17 protein-coding genes are annotated in these 20,204 nt (G+C 50.5%); 10 read left to right on the top strand and 7 right to left on the bottom strand.

Translation table 11 applies throughout. The features are described 5' to 3' along the window. Nucleotide 1 precedes the first annotated feature (1 nt). Both EYQ01_07475 and EYQ01_07470 read right to left on the bottom strand, forming a co-directional pair. Nucleotides 2-1,546, bottom strand: a complete 1,545-nt coding sequence (locus EYQ01_07475) for an anthranilate synthase component I family protein (protein HIE65635.1) — start codon at nucleotides 1,544-1,546, stop codon at nucleotides 2-4. Further along, nucleotides 1,528-2,478, bottom strand: a complete 951-nt coding sequence (locus EYQ01_07470; GenBank protein HIE65634.1) for a formylglycine-generating enzyme family protein — start codon at nucleotides 2,476-2,478, stop codon at nucleotides 1,528-1,530. The genes EYQ01_07475 and EYQ01_07470 overlap by 19 nt, the downstream gene beginning before the upstream one ends. Before the next feature lie 312 nt (nucleotides 2,479-2,790). Between EYQ01_07470 and EYQ01_07465 the strand changes: the two genes are divergently transcribed. Beyond that, nucleotides 2,791-5,442, top strand: coding sequence for a GAF domain-containing protein (locus EYQ01_07465; GenBank protein HIE65633.1), 2,652 nt, complete (start codon nucleotides 2,791-2,793; stop codon nucleotides 5,440-5,442). 167 nt (nucleotides 5,443-5,609) lie between these two features. On the opposite strand, the gene prfB is transcribed toward EYQ01_07465, so the two are convergent. The 3 genes from prfB to EYQ01_07450 form a co-directional block, all read right to left on the bottom strand. Next, a protein-coding gene (gene prfB, locus EYQ01_07460) for a peptide chain release factor 2 (GenBank protein ID HIE65632.1) occupies nucleotides 5,610-6,705 on the bottom strand; the annotation gives its coding sequence in 2 pieces (ribosomal slippage) (nucleotides 5,610-6,635 and nucleotides 6,637-6,705; 1,095 coding nt in all). Continuing rightward, nucleotides 6,695-8,344, bottom strand: coding sequence for an apolipoprotein N-acyltransferase (lnt, locus tag EYQ01_07455; GenBank protein ID HIE65631.1), 1,650 nt, complete (start codon nucleotides 8,342-8,344; stop codon nucleotides 6,695-6,697). The genes prfB and lnt overlap by 11 nt, the downstream gene beginning before the upstream one ends. 107 nt (nucleotides 8,345-8,451) lie before the next feature. After that, nucleotides 8,452-8,994 (bottom strand): DUF3105 domain-containing protein, encoded by a 543-nt coding sequence (locus tag EYQ01_07450; GenBank protein ID HIE65630.1) that lies wholly within the window; start codon nucleotides 8,992-8,994, stop codon nucleotides 8,452-8,454. A gap of 60 nt (nucleotides 8,995-9,054) precedes the next feature. Here EYQ01_07450 and EYQ01_07445 point away from each other — a divergent pair, with 60 nt between their 5' ends. The 3 genes from EYQ01_07445 (at nucleotide 9,055) to EYQ01_07435 (ending at nucleotide 11,815) form a co-directional block, all read left to right on the top strand. Further along, nucleotides 9,055-10,038: a zinc ABC transporter substrate-binding protein gene (locus EYQ01_07445; protein HIE65629.1), complete on the top strand. Its 984-nt coding sequence runs from the start codon at nucleotides 9,055-9,057 to the stop codon at nucleotides 10,036-10,038. A 9-nt stretch (nucleotides 10,039-10,047) separates the two neighbouring features. Beyond that, nucleotides 10,048-10,839, top strand: coding sequence for a metal ABC transporter ATP-binding protein (locus tag EYQ01_07440; protein ID HIE65628.1), 792 nt, complete (start codon nucleotides 10,048-10,050; stop codon nucleotides 10,837-10,839). A 154-nt stretch (nucleotides 10,840-10,993) separates the two neighbouring features. Beyond that, nucleotides 10,994-11,815 carry a metal ABC transporter permease gene (locus EYQ01_07435; protein ID HIE65627.1) on the top strand — a complete coding sequence of 274 codons (822 nt, stop codon included), beginning with the start codon at nucleotides 10,994-10,996 and terminating at the stop codon, nucleotides 11,813-11,815. A 195-nt stretch (nucleotides 11,816-12,010) separates the two neighbouring features. Here the strand turns inward: EYQ01_07435 and EYQ01_07430 are convergent, their stop codons facing one another. Continuing rightward, on the bottom strand, nucleotides 12,011-13,447 hold the full coding sequence (locus EYQ01_07430; protein HIE65626.1) for an NAD-dependent malic enzyme: 1,437 nt from the start codon (nucleotides 13,445-13,447) through the stop codon (nucleotides 12,011-12,013). Nucleotides 13,448-13,678: 231 nt separating this feature from the next. Between EYQ01_07430 and EYQ01_07425 the strand changes: the two genes are divergently transcribed. After that, nucleotides 13,679-14,422: a hypothetical protein gene (locus EYQ01_07425; GenBank protein HIE65625.1), complete on the top strand. Its 744-nt coding sequence runs from the start codon at nucleotides 13,679-13,681 to the stop codon at nucleotides 14,420-14,422. Here the strand turns inward: EYQ01_07425 and EYQ01_07420 are convergent. After that, the gene (locus EYQ01_07420; GenBank protein HIE65624.1) at nucleotides 14,419-15,792 is read right to left on the bottom strand and encodes a dihydrolipoyl dehydrogenase; all 1,374 of its coding nucleotides are present in this window, start codon (nucleotides 15,790-15,792) and stop codon (nucleotides 14,419-14,421) included. The two genes, EYQ01_07425 and EYQ01_07420, sit on opposite strands and share 4 nt — an antisense overlap. A gap of 173 nt (nucleotides 15,793-15,965) precedes the next feature. On the opposite strand from EYQ01_07420, the gene EYQ01_07415 reads away from it, so the two are divergent. The 5 genes from EYQ01_07415 to EYQ01_07395 all read left to right on the top strand — a co-directional run bounded on the left by EYQ01_07415 (nucleotide 15,966) and on the right by EYQ01_07395 (nucleotide 20,197). Further along, complete coding sequence (locus tag EYQ01_07415; protein HIE65623.1) at nucleotides 15,966-16,454, top strand: hypothetical protein; 489 nt, start codon at nucleotides 15,966-15,968, stop codon at nucleotides 16,452-16,454. A gap of 105 nt (nucleotides 16,455-16,559) precedes the next feature. Further along, entirely contained in the window at nucleotides 16,560-17,336 is a 777-nt protein-coding gene (xth, locus tag EYQ01_07410; protein ID HIE65622.1) for an exodeoxyribonuclease III, read from the top strand. Between the two features lie 470 nt (nucleotides 17,337-17,806). Further along, nucleotides 17,807-18,130: a cytochrome c gene (locus tag EYQ01_07405; protein ID HIE65621.1), complete on the top strand. Its 324-nt coding sequence runs from the start codon at nucleotides 17,807-17,809 to the stop codon at nucleotides 18,128-18,130. 31 nt (nucleotides 18,131-18,161) lie between these two features. Further along, the gene (locus EYQ01_07400; protein ID HIE65620.1) at nucleotides 18,162-18,605 is read left to right on the top strand and encodes a c-type cytochrome; all 444 of its coding nucleotides are present in this window, start codon (nucleotides 18,162-18,164) and stop codon (nucleotides 18,603-18,605) included. Between the two features lie 128 nt (nucleotides 18,606-18,733). After that, on the top strand, nucleotides 18,734-20,197 hold the full coding sequence (locus tag EYQ01_07395; protein HIE65619.1) for a tetratricopeptide repeat protein: 1,464 nt from the start codon (nucleotides 18,734-18,736) through the stop codon (nucleotides 20,195-20,197). Nucleotides 20,198-20,204: the final 7 nt, after the last annotated feature.

Raw genomic sequence — 20,204 nt, 5'->3', positions numbered from 1 at the left:
GTCAGTTGGTCCCTAAGGCCTTCATCAAGGCTGCTGCTTTCTGAAGCGTTTCTTGATATTCCAGTTCGGGAATGGAATCAGCGACAATTCCCGCACCGACCTGCATGGAGATCTGATCTTTCGTCCGCACCCAGGTACGAATTGCAATGTTCAGATCCATCTCTCCTCCAAATCCGATATAGCCGATCGCGCCGGTATAGATTCCTCTCGCGCGTTTTTCCAACTCTGCAATGATTTCCATACACCGGATTTTTGGGACCCCTGTAATGGTGCCTCCCGGGAAAAGGGCTTTCAGGACTTGAAGCGGCGTGGTTCCTGGAACCAGAGTCCCGGTGATATTGGAAACGAGATGAAAGACATGGGAGTATTTTTCCAGGGTCATCATGGTGTCGACAGTGACCGAGCCATATCGGCAGATCTTTCCGAGATCGTTCCGCGCCAGGTCGATGAGCATCAAGTGTTCCGCCCGTTCCTTTTCACTGCCGTAAAGCGCCTTGATCATTTGTTGGTCCTGAAGAGAGGTCCGACCTCGGGGCCGCGTCCCTGCAATGGGCCGCGTCTCGACGATATCACCATGGAGGGATTTCCTGACCCGTACCAGTCTTTCCGGAGATCCTGAGGCGATCTGGATTATTCCCAGATCAAGGTAGGCTGAAAAAGGGGAGGGATTAATCTTCCAGAGTTGTCTGTATACCTCTAAGAGGGAGGTGTGGGAGTCCTGAAAACTAAGGCAATGAGAGAGATTGGCCTGAAAAATGTCGCCTGCCGAAATATAGGCCTTTGCTTGCCGGACCATCTCCATGTATCTTTCCGGAGAACAGCCCGTTCTGCCCTGTGAGGGGAAGGTGGGGCCTTCAAGCTTGTCCTGTGGTGTCGGCCCGGCCAGACCCTCACAGACCCTGTCTATTTTCTCCCGGCCTTCCTGATAAACTTTTTCACGGGTTTGTCCTAGGATCATCTCTGGGGCCGGATTGTATATCACGTGAAGAGAATCCTGTGCATGATCGAAGATGACGAATAGATTTAAGAAAAGGAGGTCGATATCCGGGAGATCCGGATCTTCCGCTTCCGGCGGCGGGAGGGTTTCAAACTGCCGGACGAGTTCATAGCTAAAAAAGCCAACGACCCCTCCATCGAGAAAGGGGATTTCTGAAAAAGGGCGATCTGCTTCCACTCTGGGTCTAAATTGGTCAAGCCAGTGCTGTAGGTGAAGCAAGGGATTTTCATTGGAGGATGTCGACTCCTTTTTTTCGGGATGGAGTGTGGTGAAGCGGCTGGAATCTCCCTTGCTTTGAAAGCGGGCAAAAGGGGAGCCCCCCAAAAGAGAGTATCGGCCGTCAAACCAACCCCCCGCGGAGCCATCAAGGAGAAAGAAAGCCTCTTCCCATCTTCCCTTTTGAAGAGTGTCGACCGGATGAAGACCCTGGGCTTGAACTGTTCTGACAAGTGGGAGGGGCCAGTGCTTCAACGACTCCAATTTGCTCTTTGATTTAATGGGGGAACGATCAAAATCGGTTCGGGTGTGATTTAACTGGGTCGAACGCATCGAAAGCCGACGTCGTTAATGGTTGCATCTGGGGGCGCAAAGAGTCGAAAGGTGACCGTGGAGTGATGTTTAACCAGCTCGCTATGGATTTCTTCCGGAAAGTGTCCAATGCTCGACCAGGAATTTCCCCGGAGTACCTTGATTCGTCTTCCATAGTCCTTGCTCTTGTGCTTGCTTCCGGGGTAAGGCTGATACCAGTCGGCGGTCCATTCCCACGCGTTTCCGATCATGTCAAAGACCTCATAAGGGCTCTTTCCTGCAACATAGCTCCCGACGGGCTTGAGATCTTGTGACGACCCCCCGACATTCACTTTTTGAATATCGAATTCCGTTCCCCAGGGATAGGGTCTTCCATCTACCCCTCTCGCGGCTTTTTCCCATTCGGCTTCGCTCGGAAGGTGTCCCTCTTTTGAACGACAGTAGTCTTGTGCCTCTCCCCAGCTGACCATGACCACGGGGAAGTGATCACCCCCTTGCGGGTAGCGTCCCTTTTCCCAGTAGGGCGGAGGGTCAACTTTCTCGGCAAGGACATATTCGGCATATTCCGCGTTCGTCACCTCATGTTGGTCGATATAGTAAAGGGGAAGAAATATTTTGTGGGAGGGGCCTTCGTCGACAAACCAGGGTTTGACAATGCCTTGCTCTGCCGCAAAGTTCGATTCATCTACCTCATCGGTCCCCATGATGAATTCTCCGGCCGGAATGGCGACCATCCCCTCCGGCGGGCGGCTGAAACAGGCCCCCAGCAGGGCGAAGAGGACAATGATGAGGAATATTCTCGGTTTCAATTTCTGCCTCTGTTCTTCCCAGTCAATGGCGCGACCAAAACGCTTCAGCATGCTCATATTTTTCTCGGGGTAAGGCGCGAGGAACGGAGAACCGGAGCGTAGTGTTACTACGCGAGGATTCGAGCACCACAGCAACGCCGCCATGGAGGAAAAGATGGGTGTGCTGAAGCGTTACGGGTGATTCTACTTAATTGCCGATACAGAGTCAAATTCAAATCAATAACCATGAAAATTCCATGATTAGTGAATCAGAACCTTTGAACCCGGGTCATTTTGACTTTTATCGCAAAGGTGTGGTAGTGTGCATACCAGATTGGCAGTTACCGCCAATGTATTATATGTTAAACATCAAATTGATACGTTTATCCTGCCATAAGGGCACCCGAAAGGTGCTTCAGTATCCCTTTGAGGCGAAGCGGGGCCTGTCTCCGTATACGGTATCGAAGGGGGTATGGAATGCAGGGGTTCATAATGTCCGATCAACCGATGTACGCTTCAGGGCGAGACGAGGCGAAGCTTTCAGGTCCCGCCGTATACGAAAAGATTCAGCCGATTCTGCAGGTGTTTTCGGAGCATGCGGAATCGCTACACCCTTCTTCCGATTTTCTTGACCGCCTCTTAAATCAGATAAAAACGTCGATGGGAGCAGACCTTCTCCTTCTCTTCGGACGCGAAGAAAAGGGGGAAGAGTGGCGTCTTGTTTCCCACCAGGGGATGCCGAAAGGCTTTGGCGAGGATGGTCCCATCCTTCGAGCCTGGCAATCCCTTCCGAGTATTGTTCTTCAGGAAGCCCAGGGTCTTTTTTCGGATGATATTTCAAAAGATCGCAAATTTGTAGGTCAGGTCATCCGAGGATTGGGCGTCCAGAGCTTTGCGGGGGCGACGCTTTGTTCGGAAGAAAAAGTGTTTGGCTCGCTCTCGATTGCTTATTCAAGGCCGAATGCCCTGACCCCGGCAGATCAAGAAACCTTCCTCCTGATTTCAAATCTAATCTGTCCTTTCCTCCTCCAGAGAATGCGCGGAAAAGAAAAACAACAAAAAGAACAAGTTCAAAAAGAACAAGAAGAGGATCCGCTTCTCAAGGTATCGCTTGATCGTTATGGTCGTATCCTTGAATTAAACTCCCCATTTTCAGATTATTTAGGGTATGGGGTGGAAAATATTTCAAATCTTCCCCTTTCCCGGTTCCTGACACCCAACGGAATGGCATCTTATTCCGATCAGGTCAAGCGATTGAAATCAGGAAAGAAAAGCCAAGTGTCCTTCGATCTGGAGGTTTTAAAAAAGGGTGCCTTGAAAGGGGTCTTGTCGGTAGAGCTCACATCGATACAGAAGGGGAAAAATCCTCTTGTATTTGAGTTGAGCGGACGGGATGCGACAAGCATTCAGACCTTGGAGAAGGAGCTTGTCCGTAAAAATATCGAGCATGGGATCGTTGAATCGACCCTTTCCATATTAAGCCAATGTGTAAAGGAGGAGGAGGTCCTCCAGAGGGCACTGGAAGAGATGCTCACCTCCGTGGATATGGATGGGGGCTACCTCTTGAAACTGGAGGAGAAAAGCCATCGACTCTTTCTGGCAGCGCATCATCATATTTCGGAAGAGACAGCGGAACGCTTGGAGAAACATGGAATAAAAGTCGGAGATGCGGGTATCGGAAAAGTCATCATCCGGAAAGCGCCGACCTTGATGGTTGCGGAGGAAGCGAAAACGCCCTTGAAAGAAAAGCTGGTCGGAGAAGAGGGGCTTCGTTCCTACATGGGGACTCCGATAAAGCTATCCGGAAGTTCCTGGGGAATCCTTTGCCTTTTTAGCCGGAGCAGAATTTTTACAAAAGATGATGTCGTCGTCCTGGGTCGGGCGGCAAATGCCTTTGCCTTCTCACTTGACAGCATAAAGATGTTTGCTGACATGGGAAAACAGGTTTCTGACCTCAAGATTATCAATGAGGTTGGACAATCGATTGCGAAGAGCCTCCATCTGGAACAACTTCTTCCTTCGATTGCGAATAGTCTTAAGCAGATGGTCGGGGCCAGCAACTGCTACATCTTTTCAGTAGAGGATAAAAGAAGTCTTCTTCTGGGGGTTGCCGGGTCAGACCATTGTAGTGAAGCCATTCGGAAGATCGAGTATAAGATGAATGAGAATACACTCATCCCGCTTACTGCGAGAGATCGGCATCCGATCGTTGTCGATAATGCTCCTCATGACGCGCGGGTCGGTAAAAAGTGGATCAAGACCTTTAAATCGCGCTCACTCTTTTCGATCCCCTTGATCAAGAAGGAACGGACGGTCGGTATTGTTCTTCTCGATGAAACGCGCTACTTCCGGAATTTTTCTAAAGAGGAGGTTGAAAGAATTGAGAGTATGGCGGGCCAGATTGCGCACGCCTTCGAAAATGCAGTAATACACCAGGCCGTGCAGAAACATATGGAACGGTTACAATCCCTCTCGTTTGCGATGGCGAATATCCAGGAAGAGGAACGCCGACGTATCGCAAAAAAATTAAGAGACGAGTCGGGAAAAAACATGAAAAACATTAAAAACACACTGGAATGTATGAAGAAAGAGCTTGGAAACCCCGAAGAAGCACTTCGTGCCCGTCTTGACCAGATCATTGAGCAGACCGGGAAAACCCTCGAAGGGGTTCAGAAAATCTCCCATGATTTACGCCCTGCGATTCTTGATGAATCCGGGCTCATCGCGACGCTTCAGTGGACGGCCGATACGTTTTCAAAACAGACTGGAATAGGAGTACATCTCCAGCTCTCAGGGTCTAAAAAGAGATTTTCTGCCAGGCTTGAAACCCTCCTTTACCGCATTGTACAGGAAGCGATGAACAACGTTTCCAGACATGCCAATGCAGAGTCGGTGGTGATCTCTCTGGAGAAAAAAGAGATCCATTTACATCTGTATATGACCGATGATGGAAGAGGCTTTAATGTAAAGCGTTATTTTGCCTCTCCTCCGATGTCCCGGAGGGGCATCGGCATCCTGGGAATGAAGGAACGCGTGGAACTCTCCGGCGGGACCTTCTTTATTGATTCAAGTCCGGGACATGGGACGAGGATATCGATCAAGCTTCCTCTAGTAAAACGAGGCTCATAGATAAACCGCCGATTCTCCTGAAATACTGCGTTATCGGCCTCTTTGTCTCCTCAACGTACAAAAGTACGTCTCGATCCCCAAAAAGGCCTCTGGCCTTGTCTTTCAGAAGACTTGACGGTGTCCCTTAAGTTCCAATCTAAGACATTGAGACATCTTGCCCGATCTTTCTACTTTGGCCTTTTCAGGTAGCCTTCTACGAAGATGTCGATGTCACCGTCCATGACGGACGTCACGTTTCCTTTTTCGATTCCGGTTCGATGGTCTTTGACCATCTGGTAGGGCTGGAAGACATAGGATCGAATTTGGTTTCCCCATCCGATTTCTTTTTTCTCTCCTGTTATTTTTGCCATGTCCTCCTGCTTCTTTTCCTGTTGTAGCTCATAGAGGCGCGATTTCAAAACCGTCATGGCAACCGCCTTGTTTTGAAGTTGAGACCGCTCATTCTGGCATTGTGTTACGATTTTGCTCGGAAGATGTGTAATGCGAACCGCAGAAGAAGTTTTGTTGACATGCTGTCCCCCGGCCCCGCTTGCACGGTAGATATCGATGCGAAGGTCTTTTTCATCGATGACGACATCCGGATCATCCTCAATTTCAGGAGAGACAAAAACGGAGGCAAACGAGGTATGCCGCCGTTTGTTGGCATCAAAGGGAGAGATGCGGACAAGACGATGGACGCCTGCCTCCGCCTTGAAATAGCCATAGGCGTAGGACCCCTTTGCGGCAAAGGTTACACTCTTTATCCCCGCTTCATCCCCGGGCTGGAGATCGAAGGTCTCTACACTGTACCCTTTTCTCTCGCTCCAGCGAAGATACATCCGCATCAGCATCTGAGCCCAATCCTGCGACTCGGTCCCCCCCGCGCCCGGATGAATCGTGACGATGGCATTATTGAGATCCTTGGGACCCTTGAAGAGGGTTTCTATTGTGAGCCGGTCCGTCTTCCGGCGAAGGTCATCGATCGCTGTTTCAATCTCTTTTTCAACGGAGGCATCATTCTCCTCTTTGCTCAGTTCAATCAGGAGGGCTGTTTCTTCCCAACTATCGTCAATCTGGTGCCACTGCTTTGAGACCTTTTCAAGTCTTGCCTTGAGGGCGATCTTTTTTTGTGCCGACTCCGGATCACTCCAAAAATCAGGCTCGGAAGCCGCTGCGTCCAGTTCCTTAATCTGATTCTCTATTGAGGCCAGGTCAAAGATGCCCCCTGAGTTGGTCTAGTTCAGATCGAAGGGCGTCAAGTTGTTGCTGGAGTTCATAGAGCATTGGCTTTTCTCCTTTTGCGTTGTTCAAAAATACAAAAAATGAGTGTGATTATAGCACAGGCCATCACAAAAAAATCTCCATACAGGGTATAAAGCGTCCTGCGATTTCCGGGGAGAAGTTCTTCGGAAAGGCTTGTTTCAACAAAAAGAGGGGACTGCTGTGTAATCTTCCCGGTCGCGTCGATGAATCCTGAGATGCCGGTGTTTGCGGCCCGCGCGAAGGGAACGCGGTTTTCAATTGCCCGAAAGACCACCATCGAAAAGTGCTGATAAGGGGCGGCAGATCTTCCGAACCACGCATCGTTCGTGATCGTGGTCATCAGGACCGCCCCTTTTTTAACAAATTGGCGGACCATTTCCGGGAAAATAACCTCGAAGCAGATGACCGTTCCGATCCGGGTTTCTCCAACCGCCATGAGCTTTGCCTCGCGGCCCGGGACAAAATCACCAAGTCCCTCGACCATTTTGTTAACAAAAGAAAGAAGGGAAGAGAGCGGGACATATTCCCCGAAAGGGACGAGATGCATCTTGTCATAACGGGAAAATAGGCGGTTTTCCGGTGAAAGCAGGTAAGCGCTGTTCGACAAAGAGATCCTCCCAGAGGGGAGGGTACTGTACGCCGGGCTTCCGAAGAGGAGGTGGAAGTTCCCTTTTCTGGAGAGGTCCAGCAGCGCGCTTCGATAATCTGGCTCGTCTTCAAAGAAGAAAGGGAGGGCCGCCTCTGGCCAGATCACCAATTCAGGTCTTGTTGCGCTTTTTCCCTCAAGGTTCATCAAGGAAAGGCGTTTGTAGGTCTGGAAGGTTTCCTCCCGGAATGGTGTATCCCATTTCTGAGCTTGGTCAATGTTTCCCTGGACGACTGAAACGGAAAGGGAAGGTCCGTCTCCCATGGGCTGAGATAGGCGAAACATACCGTAAAAGAGTGTAAAGGCAAGGACGCCGAAGGCTGTAGTGACCTGGGCAACAGCGATCCTTTTTTCTTTCCATCCTATATGGAGGATCTTGAAGAGTGCGAAGTTGACGAGGACGAGGACAAACCCGACTGCGTAGACACTTCCAAAATCGGCGATCTGAATCACCGGGAGAAATCTATATTGTGAATAACCAAGAAGTGCCCAGGGAAATCCGGTAAAAAGCTGTCCCCGGATGAACTCTGTTGTTGCCCAGGCGGCAGGAGCCAGGAAGAGGGCAGAGAGACGCCTGTCCGGTACGTATCGGAGTAGCGCCGTAAAGAGGCCGAAATAGACCGAGAGATACGCGAGGAGGAAGAAGGTCAGGAGAAGACTTATTCCATGGGAAATGCCGCCGTATTGGTTCAGGGTGAACGAGATCCAGGAAAGAGATCCAGAAAAGAAGATGATCCCGGTGATCCATCCCAGAAAAAAAGCCCTGGAAACGCTCTGGTCAAGGATGGCAAAAAAGAGAGGGATCAATGCGACCCATGCGAGGAGAGAGAACTCCCAGCGGGGAAAACTCAAGCAGAGAAGGCAACCCGACAAGGCGGAAAGCCCATAGGAGCCTGTCTGAGAAATAAAGGATCTACTGCGGTGATGGTAAATAAGCCCATTTTTCAGGTTATTTTCGTTAAATAGCGGGGCTATTCGCCTCAAATCACCCGCAAACTTGGCTCTATTTTCCATTCACCTCGCGACGATCCTATTTCTCAGACAGATTCCTAGGAGCGTATCTGTTTACTCATTGCGGGTTGCGTCTGTTTCGTCCCGAAATCTGTAGAGTCGATGCAGATTTATTTCGCACCGCTTGGATGGTGATCCACCCCGATATACGCCTCAATAAACCGTTTAATGCGTGCTTCATCAAAATCGTCCAGCTTGTCGATCCTTGTCCAGGCCGTCAAGGCGATGCGGGTTTCCAATCCGGCATAGGGGGCTGCAAGCAGGTGTCCGTAGCGACTGCTTTCTCCTCCCTTTTTGCTTTTCTTGAGATAGCTCCATGCCAGTTTCTCAATCTGTTTGATCAGGTCCTTGCAGTCTTTGCAATCATACTGGATCAGGACCCCGCCATCCTCAAGGTTGTGGACCTGAAGCTCGTTTGGAATCTGCTGCCGATAGACCCCCCATTTGGCAACATTATGCGTATGCGGCCCGGAAGTCGGCGGCTTGCTGTTGTAGGGCGGATGAGTCGCCCGGATCGAGGAGATATGGCGGTTTCCGAGAGAGGGAACGCTTGTCCCCGGGCCATCATCCTGCGCGTGGGTCAGGCTGAAAGGGGACAGCCCAAACAGCAAGACCAAAAATAAAACCAAGTGTTTATTCCAGTGGTCATTCATATTGAAAAATCTCCTATTATATTGACCTTTTTAAATAAGTTTATCAAATAATTTATATGAATGATAGGGTGGTTTGACTTGCCCCCCCTTTTCATGGTTTTATCCCTGATGCGATTCCCAACGATAATAAAAAGGGTGAAGAAGGTCCTTCTTTTCCCCCTGATATGGAGCGGATTTTTCTTCTCTCTCGTCTTCTGTTCAGCTTCCCTTTACGCGGCAGAACCCATCGCGGTTGTTGCCACCCTTCCGGTCCTGAAAGGTTTTACCGAAGAGATCGGGGGGGCACACGTTAAGGTAAGCTCTCTGATCAGCGGCCTGGAAAGTGAACATACCTATACCCCGAAACCGAGTGATGTGATTGCCCTTCAACGTGCTCGTCTCCTCATCAAGATCGGTCTTGGCCTGGAGGTATGGATTGATCCTCTTATTGAGAATGCTAATCGGGTGGACCTTCCGGTTGTGATCACCTCTCAGGGGGTTTCTCTCCTCAATGACAGCTCTCATGCACTGGAACATCCGGGAGAGCCCGTCGCGAACCCCCATATCTGGCTGGACCCCGAGAATGTGAAGATCATGATTCGGAATATTGTCGAAGGCTTGATCAAGGTGGATCCGGCACATGAGGATGATTTCATTCAGAATCAGTCACGTTATGTTCGGGACCTTGATCTACTGGTCAAAGAATTGATGGAAACAGTGAAGGCTCTCCCGGATAAGGCAATCATCACGCATCATCCCGCATGGCCCTATTTTTCGCGCCGATTCGGGTTTATCATCAAAGGAGACATTCTCTCTCAAATTGGCAGTCGGCCTTCCGCCAGACATATCGCCGGTCTCATCGCGTTGATCCGGAAGGAAGAGGTCCGGGTCATTGTTTCAGAGCCGCAACTCAGCCCAAAGATACCAAAGATCCTGGCGGATGAAACTGGGGCAACCATCGTTGTCCTCTCCCCCCTGCCCGGCGCAATCCCTGGAACAGAGACCTATTTCGATCTGCTTCGCCACAACACTCAGGTCCTTGTCGCGGCGTTGCGCGGGTCTTAAGGAACCTTAATGGCCGCTTCCCCTATCGTACAATTTTCTCATGCCACATTTTCCTATGCCGACCGCATCGCTCTGGAAGACATCACGCTTGACATCAAGGCCGGGGAATTTGTCGGCGTCATCGGGCCAAACGGATCAGGAAAGACCACCTTTCTGAAAGGCCTCCTTGGCCTGATGACCCCGGTTCGCGGCGAGTTGCAGATCTTTGATTGCGCCTGTGAGGCCCTCCGTTGTCACCACCGGGCACGGATCGGATATCTCCCTCAAAAGGGGATGACCGATCCAAACTACCCGATCACGGCGTGGGAGGTGGCCATGATGGGACGTTTCGGTGCCATCGGCCTTTTTAAACGGCCTTCCCGAAGCGACGAAACGATTATCTCCGAGTCACTGCAAGCCGTCGGGATGGAAACCCTAAAAGATCTCCCTTTCGGCACGCTTTCCGGGGGGGAACAGCAGCGTGTCCTCATAGCCCGCGCCTTGTCGCAACGACCGGAGATCCTTCTTTTAGACGAACCGACGACCGGAATCGATGCCACCGCGCAACATCAGTTGATCGATCTGGTCTGTCACCTTCATCGGTCCTATCATCTGACGATTGTCTTTGTGACGCATGATATCAATATGATCAGCCCCTTTGTGGATACCCTTGTTCTTCTGAAAACACGGCTATATGGGAAGGGACCTCCCCACGAAATCCTGACAAAGGAGACGCTCTCCCGCGTCTACGGCGAAGAGGTTATTATGGCGGAACGGGACCAGAGGCCCTATATCATCATTCACGATACGCACCATACCTGATCGCTTGTCCGGAGATTGCTCCATGGAGACGTTGCTACGGTGTTCGAATCCTCACGTATAAACCATACGCTCCGGGTTCTGCGCGTCTTGTGCATTACCCTGAAGCAATGTCCAGACAAGCTGTATTGTTATTACAGGGCAGGATCATTAATTTATGATTGAAATGTTGTCATACGGGTTCATGCAGCGGGCCTTTCTCTCTTCTTTCCTGATCGGATTGGTTTGTTCTGTCATTGGGGTATTCGTTGTTTTGAAAGGGCTTTCCTTTATCGGAGCGGGGACGGCGCATGCCGCCTTTGCCGGTGTGACGCTTGCCTTTCTGATTGGCGCTCCCCCACTTCTCATGGCGGTGATCTTCGGGCTTGCAACGGTCTGGATCATTGCTAAGCTTCAGGAAAAAGGAAAGATGAAGCCGGATGTGCCGATTGGTGTTTTTTATACCTTTACCATGGCACTGGCGATCCTTTTTATCGGTTTGATGGAGGGATATAATCCGGAGATTTACGGTTATCTCTTTGGGAGCATTTTGTCTGTCACCGCAGGTGACCTGCTTGTCATCCTGTTCCTGACTTTTGCCATTCTGTTGACCACCCTTCTATTCTTTAAGGAGTTTCACTTTATTTCATTTGATCAGGAGATGGCAGAGGCGAGCGGAATCCCGGCTCGGAATCTTTATTTTCTCCTGCTCAACCTTATCTCTTTAACGGTGGTGATCTCTTTAAAAGCGGTGGGGTCGATTCTTGTCTTTGCCCTTCTGGTGATTCCGGCGGCGGCGGCGCAGCAGTGGGCAAAAAGTATGAAGGGCATGATTTTCTACTCTGTCATGATCGGAGTCCTCTCGTCGTGGGCCGGGGTGGTCTTCTCGTACTGGTTTGATCTCCCCTCCGGGGCGACCATCGTTCTACTGACCACGACGATCTTTTTCTTATCGGTCCTCTATTCGCCCAAAGGCCGGGCAAAACGATTTAGACCTTAGGAACCTCTGATTAAGTCTGGGTTGAATTTTTCAGGAGACAAAATGTTTTGATTCAAGGCGAAAATCGAAGAGAATAGCCCGTAATTTTCAAGGTTTGCAACGTAGAAGCGGGACATTTTTGCCCTAAAAAATCAATTCATGACTTATTCAGAGGTTCCCTTAAGGGGGAGGCTTTGTGTTGCTTGGGGATAGGGCTTAAAAAGTAAGGTTTCTAGAGGGTTTTTTCTTTTCACTGCGGGAGACACCTGTTTCGGCGGCGGCCTTGGCGACTTCCTGTGCGACGGCTTTTGTGACCTTGCGGTCGAAAACCCCCGGGATGATGTAGTCCTCGGAAAGGTCCTCATCGTGAATAACGGAGGCAATGGCATGGGCGGCGGCCTGTTTCATCGCCATGTTGATCCGGGAGGCCCGAATATCGAGCGCCCCTCTGAAGACACCGGGAAAGGCAAGGACATTGTTGATCTGATTGGGGTAGTCGGATCGACCGGTTGCCATAATTCGAACGACCCCTTCTGCCTCTTCGGGCATAATCTCAGGTGTGGGATTGGCCAGGGCAAAGATCACCGGATCGCGGGCCATCTTCTGTATGGCCGCCCGTTTAAGAACCCCCCCGCTTGAAACCCCGATGAAGATATCTGCCCCCTGGAGGGCTTCTTCCAGGCCTCCCTTTAGATGATGAAGGTTTGTTCTTTTGACATAGTCTTCTTTGACCTTGTTCATCCCGGTTTTTCTGCCGGCGTAAAGCGTTCCTTTGCGATCGCAGCCAATGATTTTTTTGACGCCGGAGTCTAAAAGAATATCCGTAATGGAAATCCCCGCGGCACCGACTCCATTGACCACAACCTTCAGGGCCGAAAAGTCTTTTTTAACGATTTTAGCCGCATTGATCAGGGCCGCCAGCACGACGATGGCGGTCCCGTGCTGATCGTCGTGAAAAACCGGGATATCCAGCTCTTCTTTTAAACGGCGCTCAATCTCAAAACATCTGGGAGAGGAGATATCTTCCAGGTTGACACCGCCAAACCCGGTGGAAATCAACTTCACCGTCTGGATGATCTCCTCGGTATCCTGAGTCCTCAGGCAGATTGGATAGGCATCCACCTTGCCGAACTCCTTAAAGAGCATTGCCTTTCCTTCCATGACCGGCATCGCGGCTTCTGGCCCGATATTTCCCAGGCCCAGGACGGCTGATCCGTCTGTGACAATCATGACGCTGTTCTTTTTTATCGTCAGCGTGAAGGCTTTTCCCTTGTCTTCGTGGATGGCCATGCAGACATGGGCCACGCCGGGGGTATAGAGGCGTGAGAGGTCATCTCTTGTTTTGAGACGAATTTTATTTGTAATCTCGATCTTCCCGCCCAGGTGGAGGAGGAAGGTCCGGTCGGAGCGATGAAGCAACTGAACGTTCGGTATCTCCTTTATCTGGGCCACGATCTCTTTTACATGCGCTTCATCACGCGTCTTTACGGTGATGTCTCTCGAGACCATCCCGCGGTCCGCGTTGACAATATCGACCCCTTCTATATCTCCTCCGACCTTCCCGATAACGGAGGTAATCTGACCAAGGATGCCCACCTTGTTTTTAAACCTCAACCGAAGCGTGATGCTGCGACTGGCACCTGAATAAGCCATGATGATTTTATGAACCTCCTTAAGCAGAGCGTGCTGCATGTAACGCTTTATTCCGAGCGTAGGGAAGGGATCTTAAGAACGTCTTCTCATTGCAAGTGACCTGGTTGAGTCCGGAAGCGAATATAGTAAGTATACCACAAGAATATTGATCGGGACTCGTTTGACTCACCATCCTATTCCTTCTATCATACGAGGGTGAAAAGATTTCTCTTGCGGAAAAATGCCTTTAAAATGTCACTGTTTTTTCTCCTTTTTCTTTTGATTTCCCCTGGGGTCCCGGCGGAGGAAGGGGATCCAATCCGGGAGATTGCGCGTTATTTTCCCGATGAGGTGGGACGCACCTGGAAATATGAGGGGTCCGTAGTCGACGAGGTGCAACGGATCGCCTCCTATACCAATATTGCGACGGTTCAAAAAAGGATTGAGCGAAATGGGGTGGAGGTCATGGTTTTTACCGAAACCAACCAGGCAAACCGTGGATTGCGCAAGAGTTTCTTTTTGAGGGATGAGGGTGGAATTGTCTATCATGGCGGAGAGCCGACCACCCCCTTCGAGTCTCAGCTTGTTCCCTATCAGGTCGTCAAGTTTCCGATGACTTTAGACCATCCTTACTCACAGATTGAAAAGAAGAACGTTGCATTCGGACTGGACCTGGACCTTGATGGAAAGGATGAGCAGGCGGATGTCAGTGCCCACATCGTGGCAGAAAAGTTTGAGACGGTCTCTGTCCCGGCAGGGGTCTTTCCGGACAGCCTGAAGATTGTCGGAACCCTGGTTATCCGAATTACGCTTTCCGGTAATCAGGAAGTTGTAGAAATGACTGATCAAACAATCAACTGGTTTGTGATGGATATCGGCCTGGTGAAAGGGATTGAACGTGCAACCTTCCCCAGGGTCGGAGGGTTTCCCGGGACGGGCAGTATTACGATCGAAATGCTTTCAGGATACTCTAATCCAGAAACGCTAATGTTTTAGTCTTCTCCCAGCATGTCCTCGACAAGATAAGGCATGATTTCTGCCAATGTCGGGTGGATGTGGGAGATGCGGGCATATTCCGACAATGTTGCCCGAAAGTGCATGGCCACGACCCCCTGGTGAATCAGATTGGAGGCCTCCGCACCCAGTATTTGTACCCCCAGGATCTCACCTCGCACCGGGTCGGCAAGGATTTTGATAAAGCCCTCCATGCGGTCGGTCACGATAGCCTTTCCCAGGTCACTGAAGGGGAAGGTGCCGACACGGACTTCAATCCCCTGTGCTTCCGCCTCGCGTTCTGATAAACCAACGCGAGCCACCTCCGGATCGGAAAAGACCGCACGCGGAATGACGCGCGTATCTGTCTTGTCCACAGGGCCTTTGACGAGATTCTTCCCCGCAATCGCTCCCTGATAGGTCGCCATATTCACAACCTGTAGAACCCCGGTCACATCTCCCGCGGCGTAGATATTCGGATTGCTTGTTTGAAGGAAGTCATTGATCTCTATCCCTTTATCATAGCGCCTCACGCCCGCGGCATAGAGATCCAGCCCTTCAATATTCCCTGTCCGGCCGGTGGCGACCAGGATCATCTCCGAAGCCACGGTCCTTTTGTGCCCCTCCGATTCAAAAGAGACCTTCCGCTCTGTCCCGGTTTTCTCCATCCCGGTCACACGGACGCCCGTATATAGGTCGATCCCATCTTCCCGGAGATATCCACCGAGGGCGATCCCGATGTCGGGATCTTCCTGGCTCAAGATATGTTTGCTCCGTTGCAGGAGGGTGACCTTTGTTCCCATTCGGTTGAAGAATTGACCAAATTCCAGGGCCTCCGCCCCGCCGCCCAGGATGATCAATGATTGCGGAAGGGTCTCAAGATCGAGGGCATCATCGCTGGTGATGTATCCGGTTTTTTCCAGGCCGGGGAAAGGGGGAATGACCACTCGGGAGCCGGTCGCGATCAAAAATTTTTCACATGAATAATCGCTTTGGCCAACCTGGACCTTCTCTTTTGATAAAAACCGGGCTTTGCCGGAGAGGAGGGTGATGTTTGTGTTTTTTTCGATCGACTCTTTGGCGTAGTCTGCCATTTCCTGGATGAGGCGGTCTTTTCGTTCCTTTATTTCGTCAAACCGGAGGCCGACCCTCTTTCCAGGATAAACTCCGACACGCGGGGCCTTTTTCATCAGGCCGACGAGGTCTGATGAGCGGAGATAGGCCTTGGTTGGCATACATCCTTTGAGGATGCAAAGCCCCCCGAAAGGACCGGTTTCAACCAGTCCCACCTTCGCGCCACATTTTACCGCGGCCTGGGCCCCGTATCGCCCAGCGCTCCCGGCCCCTATCACCATGACATCAAATTTCTTCATATCGGAGTATCATAACATAAGAGTTTACTGAAGGTTCATAATGGGATCTTGGGACATTATTTTCGTTTGACGAATTGATTCCTCCCTGTGTATCCTGAGCTATATACCAATTCTCCTGGCATCAAGGGGGGCTTTCCTTCGTCTGGCACCTTGCGCCGAAAGGGAACAGGCATTTGTTTACACCCGATACGATTCTCCCCATCCTCTTTCGCTTGATTCATCTTGTTGCAGGTGTGATCTGGCTCGGTCTTCTCTACTATTTGAATCTGATCCAGATTCCCTTCATGAAAGAAATTGATACACCGATCCGGAAAGAGGTCGTCCTGAAACTCCTCCCCCGGGTTCTCTTCTGGTCCCGATGGAGCGCGGTGGTGACGCTTCTGGCGGGGATGGGGTTGATGGTCGGCGGGCATTTCCGGAACCCTGCGATCATGATCGGTGCTACGCTCGGCCTGATCATGTTTTTAAATGTGTGGGTCATTATATTCCCGAACCAGAAGGCGATCATACTAATGACGGCCGACACCCTCTCCGCCGGGACGCCGGTCCCTCCAGACATAGAACCCTATGTCCGACGTGTCTTCTGGGCTTCCCGGTTTAACTTCTGGCTCTCCTTCCCAATGCTCCTTTTCATGGGCGCTTCATCTCACTTTCCTCAATAAACCGTCACGCCCTTGACATCGTCCCGCAGTTTACTCTAACTTCTATTCTCCAAGTCTCAATACTTAAAGTGCTTCAAACTCTTACCGAAACCTGTGGATCGTCTGATGCGACTCGTTTCCTGGAACGTCAACGGCATTCGTGCCGCTATGAAAAAAGATTTTTCGGTGGCACTTGACGCCATGAAGACCGATGTCCTCTGTCTGCAGGAGACGAAGGCCCAGGATGATCAGGTTGCTGAGGCCCTAGCGGAAATCAATGGATTTCATCTGTACTCAAACTCTGCGGTGAAAAAGGGGTATTCCGGGACCGCGATTCTCACGCTTACGCAACCCCTGAGCGTCCGTTACGATATGGGCATTGAAGCGCATGATCAGGAAGGCCGTGTGATTGCCCTGGAGTTCGAGCATTTTTTTCTGGTGACGGTGTATACCCCAAATTCGGGTAGTGAACTCAAACGCCTTGAATATCGCAAACAATGGGATGCTGATTTTCTTGCCTACCTCAAGGACCTGGAGACGAACAAGCCTGTGATCGCTTGTGGGGACCTTAATGTAGCGCATCAGCCGATCGATCTTGCCCGCCCAAAACCAAATTACAACAAGAGCGCCGGTTATATGCAGGAAGAAATTGACGGCATGGACCATCTTATCGCGGCGGACTTCATTGATACCTTCCGATACCTTAACCCGAACAAGGTTAAATACAGCTGGTGGAGCTTTCGTGCCGGTGCACGTGCAAGAAATGTCGGCTGGAGGATTGATTACTTCCTTATCTCCCCCGGCCTGGCTGACAGCATCAAAGACGCGGACATCCTGAATGAGGTTATGGGTTCGGATCATTGTCCTGTGACACTGGATTTGAGCTCTGACTCTCCTGGATAAGGTTGTCCGGAAACTCCAGATGTATTATTGAGTACAAACTCTGTTCTTCTGAGGGGAGTTGTCCGGGTGCGGAAGACGGATGGATCTCTCTTGGCAGGAGTGTAAAAAAAACTTGACAGTTTTTCAAATCTCTATACTATGGTAGGGGTTACTGTCCTAGGGTATTCCGTTTTCTTCTGTTGAAAAGAGCCAATAAAGAGACGGAGTGGAAAAACTGGGAGATGTACACGTTACTGTCTATAACGTGATATGAGTGTGTTGTACCCCTTCAGTGAATCCAGTCTTCGTGAAGGGGGGGGGGCGTGGTTTTCACGTCGGTGGATATAATCACGATAATGGAGGAAGTGTAGATGAAATATGGGATGATAGCGTTAGCCCTGTTTGCCACCACAATATTCAGTGTCAATTTCGCCAGGTCTGAGGCAGGGGTCGAGAAAGATGTGGGTACGGCCCGTGTCCCGGAAGATGAAATGGATGAGGCCAGGGAGTGGACCAATCCCTTCAAATCCACCCCTGAAAATATTGCGAAGGGCAAAGCGCTCTTTGTGGGTAAGGCAACCTGTTTTACCTGCCACGGAAATGAGGGAAAAGGTGATGGGATTGCAGGCGCAGCCCTTGATCCGGGTCCACGAAATTTCCATAATCCATTGATGAAGAATCGGCAGGCGGGTGAATATATGTGGGTGGTCGCGAATGGGGTTGAAGGCACCGGGATGATCTCATATACGCCAGGTATCGTTTCAGAGGAAGAGGCTGCACTGATCATCCTCTTTGAAATGAGCCTTCGTAAGTAAGCCTTCTTGATCGAAGTGTCATTTGCAGGATATGCTGAAGGTGTTAAAAGGTGTTTTGTGTGGGCTCTCGGTTTTCTTAATGGTTTCGCTCTCCTATGGAGCCGAGGCCGACTTATCGAAAATACGGGTGCCGAGAGACAGGTTGAAGGAGGCCCGGGCCTTAAAGAATCCCTATCGCGCGACTTCTAAGAATATCGCGAAGGGGAAGGCCCTTTATCAGACAAAGGCAACCTGTTTTACCTGTCATGGAAAAGAGGGCAGGGGAGATGGTCTGGCTGCACCTGGTCTGGATCCCTCTCCACGGAACTTCACAAACACCGGCTTTCATGGAATGAGGACAGACGGGGAGCTTTTCTGGGTCATCCGGGAGGGCATACCCGGGACAGCAATGATGCCGATGGTGGGTAGTGTTATCACCGAAGACGAGGCATGGCTTGTCCTTTTGTATGAAAGAAGCCTGGGAAAGAAAAAGTGATTGCACATCCTTAGATTTTAAAAAAGGGGAACCTTCTGGTTCCCCTTTTTTATTATGGTGCATCTGTTTTCTGAAGTCGGCCTGACTACAGGACGGGATTCTTTAATTAAATTCATAGAGGTGGGTTTATGTTTGAGAAAGGGTGGGGGTTCTTCCCGACCTGTGATCGTATAAATATCTATGAGGTCGTTATTCTTGCCGTTTTTATTCTAGGAGGATGCGGCACCCGCGCTTCACGCGTGGACAGTTCACCTCCCGGCGTGCTGGCGGGGGGTGATGCCTCTTCTCCAGTCGAGATCTCAAAAGAAGTTCGACTCCGATTGACTGAGATTCTCAAGGAAAATAGTGTTTCTATCGGTCGCCGTGATAAAAAGCTTCAAGAACTTTTAGAAAGAGTCCGGGCGATGGCGTATCGTCTTGAAAAACGTCTGCACGGGGATAGGTTTGCGGCAAAGGCAAGGGAAAGACTGCTCGCAGGGGATTTCAAAGGTGCCGAGAAACACTTAAGTGCATCGCTTGAGAAAAACGAAAAAAGATCATCTGAAATGAGATCTTCTGCCGCTATGGACGCTTTTGACCTGGGATCGCTCAAGGCCCTGAACTTGAAGCATAAAGAAGCACGGGACTATTTTATTCGGGCAGCCGATCTGGAACCCGAAAACAGCGATTATCTGTATCAGCTGGGCTTGATGTCTGACCTCGTGGGAAGTTCAGTGAAGGCGGTCGGATATTACAACAAGGCCCTGGAGATTGATTTAAGCATTTTCGGAGAGAAGCATTCCAATGTTTCAAGGAGCTATCATCACCTGGGTTTGGCCTGGGACCGACTCGGAGACATGAACAAGGCGGCCGTATATTATAATAAGGCCCTTGAGGTAGATTTGGTCGTCTTCGGAGAGAAACACGCAAAGATTGCCGCGAGTTATGACAATCTGGGTCGGGCATGGAGTGCGCTGGGGGACAAGGATAAAGCGATAGAATATTATAATAAGGCCCTTGAGGTGGATTTGGCCCTCTTTGGGGAGAAGCATCCCAAAATTGCCACCCGATACAATGACCTGGGGGAGGCATGGAGAAAGCGCGGAGCATTTAAGGAGGCGATCCGATATTACGAGAAGGCCCTTGGGGTTCGTTTAGCCCTCTTTGGGGAAAAGCACCTTAAAGTTGCCTCTAGTTATAATGCCCTGGGTTCGGCGTGGTATGGGCTCGGAGATATGGAGCAGGCAATAAATTTCTACGAGAAAACACTGAAGATTCTCTCAAGCGCTTTCGGAGAAAATCACCCGAATGTTATCTCCACTTACAACAACCTGGGTGCGGCCTGGGATGCCTCGGGAGATTCTAAGCAGGCGATCCGGTATTACACGAAGGTTCAGGAGATTTTTGTATCCATCTTTGGAGAAAAACATCCCAATGTTGCCATCAGTTACAATAATCTTGGAGAGGTCTGGAGAAAGTCGGGGGCCTTTAAAAAGGCGGCAGAGTCCTATAGGAAGGCCTTGGTGATATTTCAAACGTCATTCGGCCCGAATCATCCAAACACAAAAACAGTAGAATCAAACCTTAGAAAAGTCAGCCCCGACAAACCTTGAGTCACAG

The sequence above is a fragment of the Candidatus Manganitrophaceae bacterium genome, assembly GCA_012960925.1.
Lineage (GTDB): Bacteria > Nitrospirota > Nitrospiria > SBBL01 > JAADHI01 > DUAG01.
This window is presented reverse-complemented; position numbering and strand designations above follow the sequence as displayed.

Coding starts and splice junctions, on each gene's coding strand:
- EYQ01_07395 (HIE65619.1), top strand. CDS start 18,734: ATGTTTGAGAAAGGGTGGGGGTTCTTCCCGACCTGTGATCGTATAAAT.
- EYQ01_07430 (HIE65626.1), bottom strand. CDS start 13,447: ATGGCTTATTCAGGTGCCAGTCGCAGCATCACGCTTCGGTTGAGGTTT.
- EYQ01_07420 (HIE65624.1), bottom strand. CDS start 15,792: ATGAAGAAATTTGATGTCATGGTGATAGGGGCCGGGAGCGCTGGGCGA.
- EYQ01_07445 (HIE65629.1), top strand. CDS start 9,055: ATGATAGGGTGGTTTGACTTGCCCCCCCTTTTCATGGTTTTATCCCTG.
- EYQ01_07450 (HIE65630.1), bottom strand. CDS start 8,994: ATGAATGACCACTGGAATAAACACTTGGTTTTATTTTTGGTCTTGCTG.
- EYQ01_07405 (HIE65621.1), top strand. CDS start 17,807: ATGGATGAGGCCAGGGAGTGGACCAATCCCTTCAAATCCACCCCTGAA.
- xth (HIE65622.1), top strand. CDS start 16,560: ATGCGACTCGTTTCCTGGAACGTCAACGGCATTCGTGCCGCTATGAAA.
- lnt (HIE65631.1), bottom strand. CDS start 8,344: ATGGAAAATAGAGCCAAGTTTGCGGGTGATTTGAGGCGAATAGCCCCG.
- EYQ01_07470 (HIE65634.1), bottom strand. CDS start 2,478: ATGGCGGCGTTGCTGTGGTGCTCGAATCCTCGCGTAGTAACACTACGC.
- EYQ01_07400 (HIE65620.1), top strand. CDS start 18,162: ATGCTGAAGGTGTTAAAAGGTGTTTTGTGTGGGCTCTCGGTTTTCTTA.
- EYQ01_07475 (HIE65635.1), bottom strand. CDS start 1,546: ATGCGTTCGACCCAGTTAAATCACACCCGAACCGATTTTGATCGTTCC.
- EYQ01_07435 (HIE65627.1), top strand. CDS start 10,994: ATGATTGAAATGTTGTCATACGGGTTCATGCAGCGGGCCTTTCTCTCT.
- EYQ01_07425 (HIE65625.1), top strand. CDS start 13,679: ATGTCACTGTTTTTTCTCCTTTTTCTTTTGATTTCCCCTGGGGTCCCG.
- EYQ01_07440 (HIE65628.1), top strand. CDS start 10,048: ATGGCCGCTTCCCCTATCGTACAATTTTCTCATGCCACATTTTCCTAT.
- EYQ01_07465 (HIE65633.1), top strand. CDS start 2,791: ATGCAGGGGTTCATAATGTCCGATCAACCGATGTACGCTTCAGGGCGA.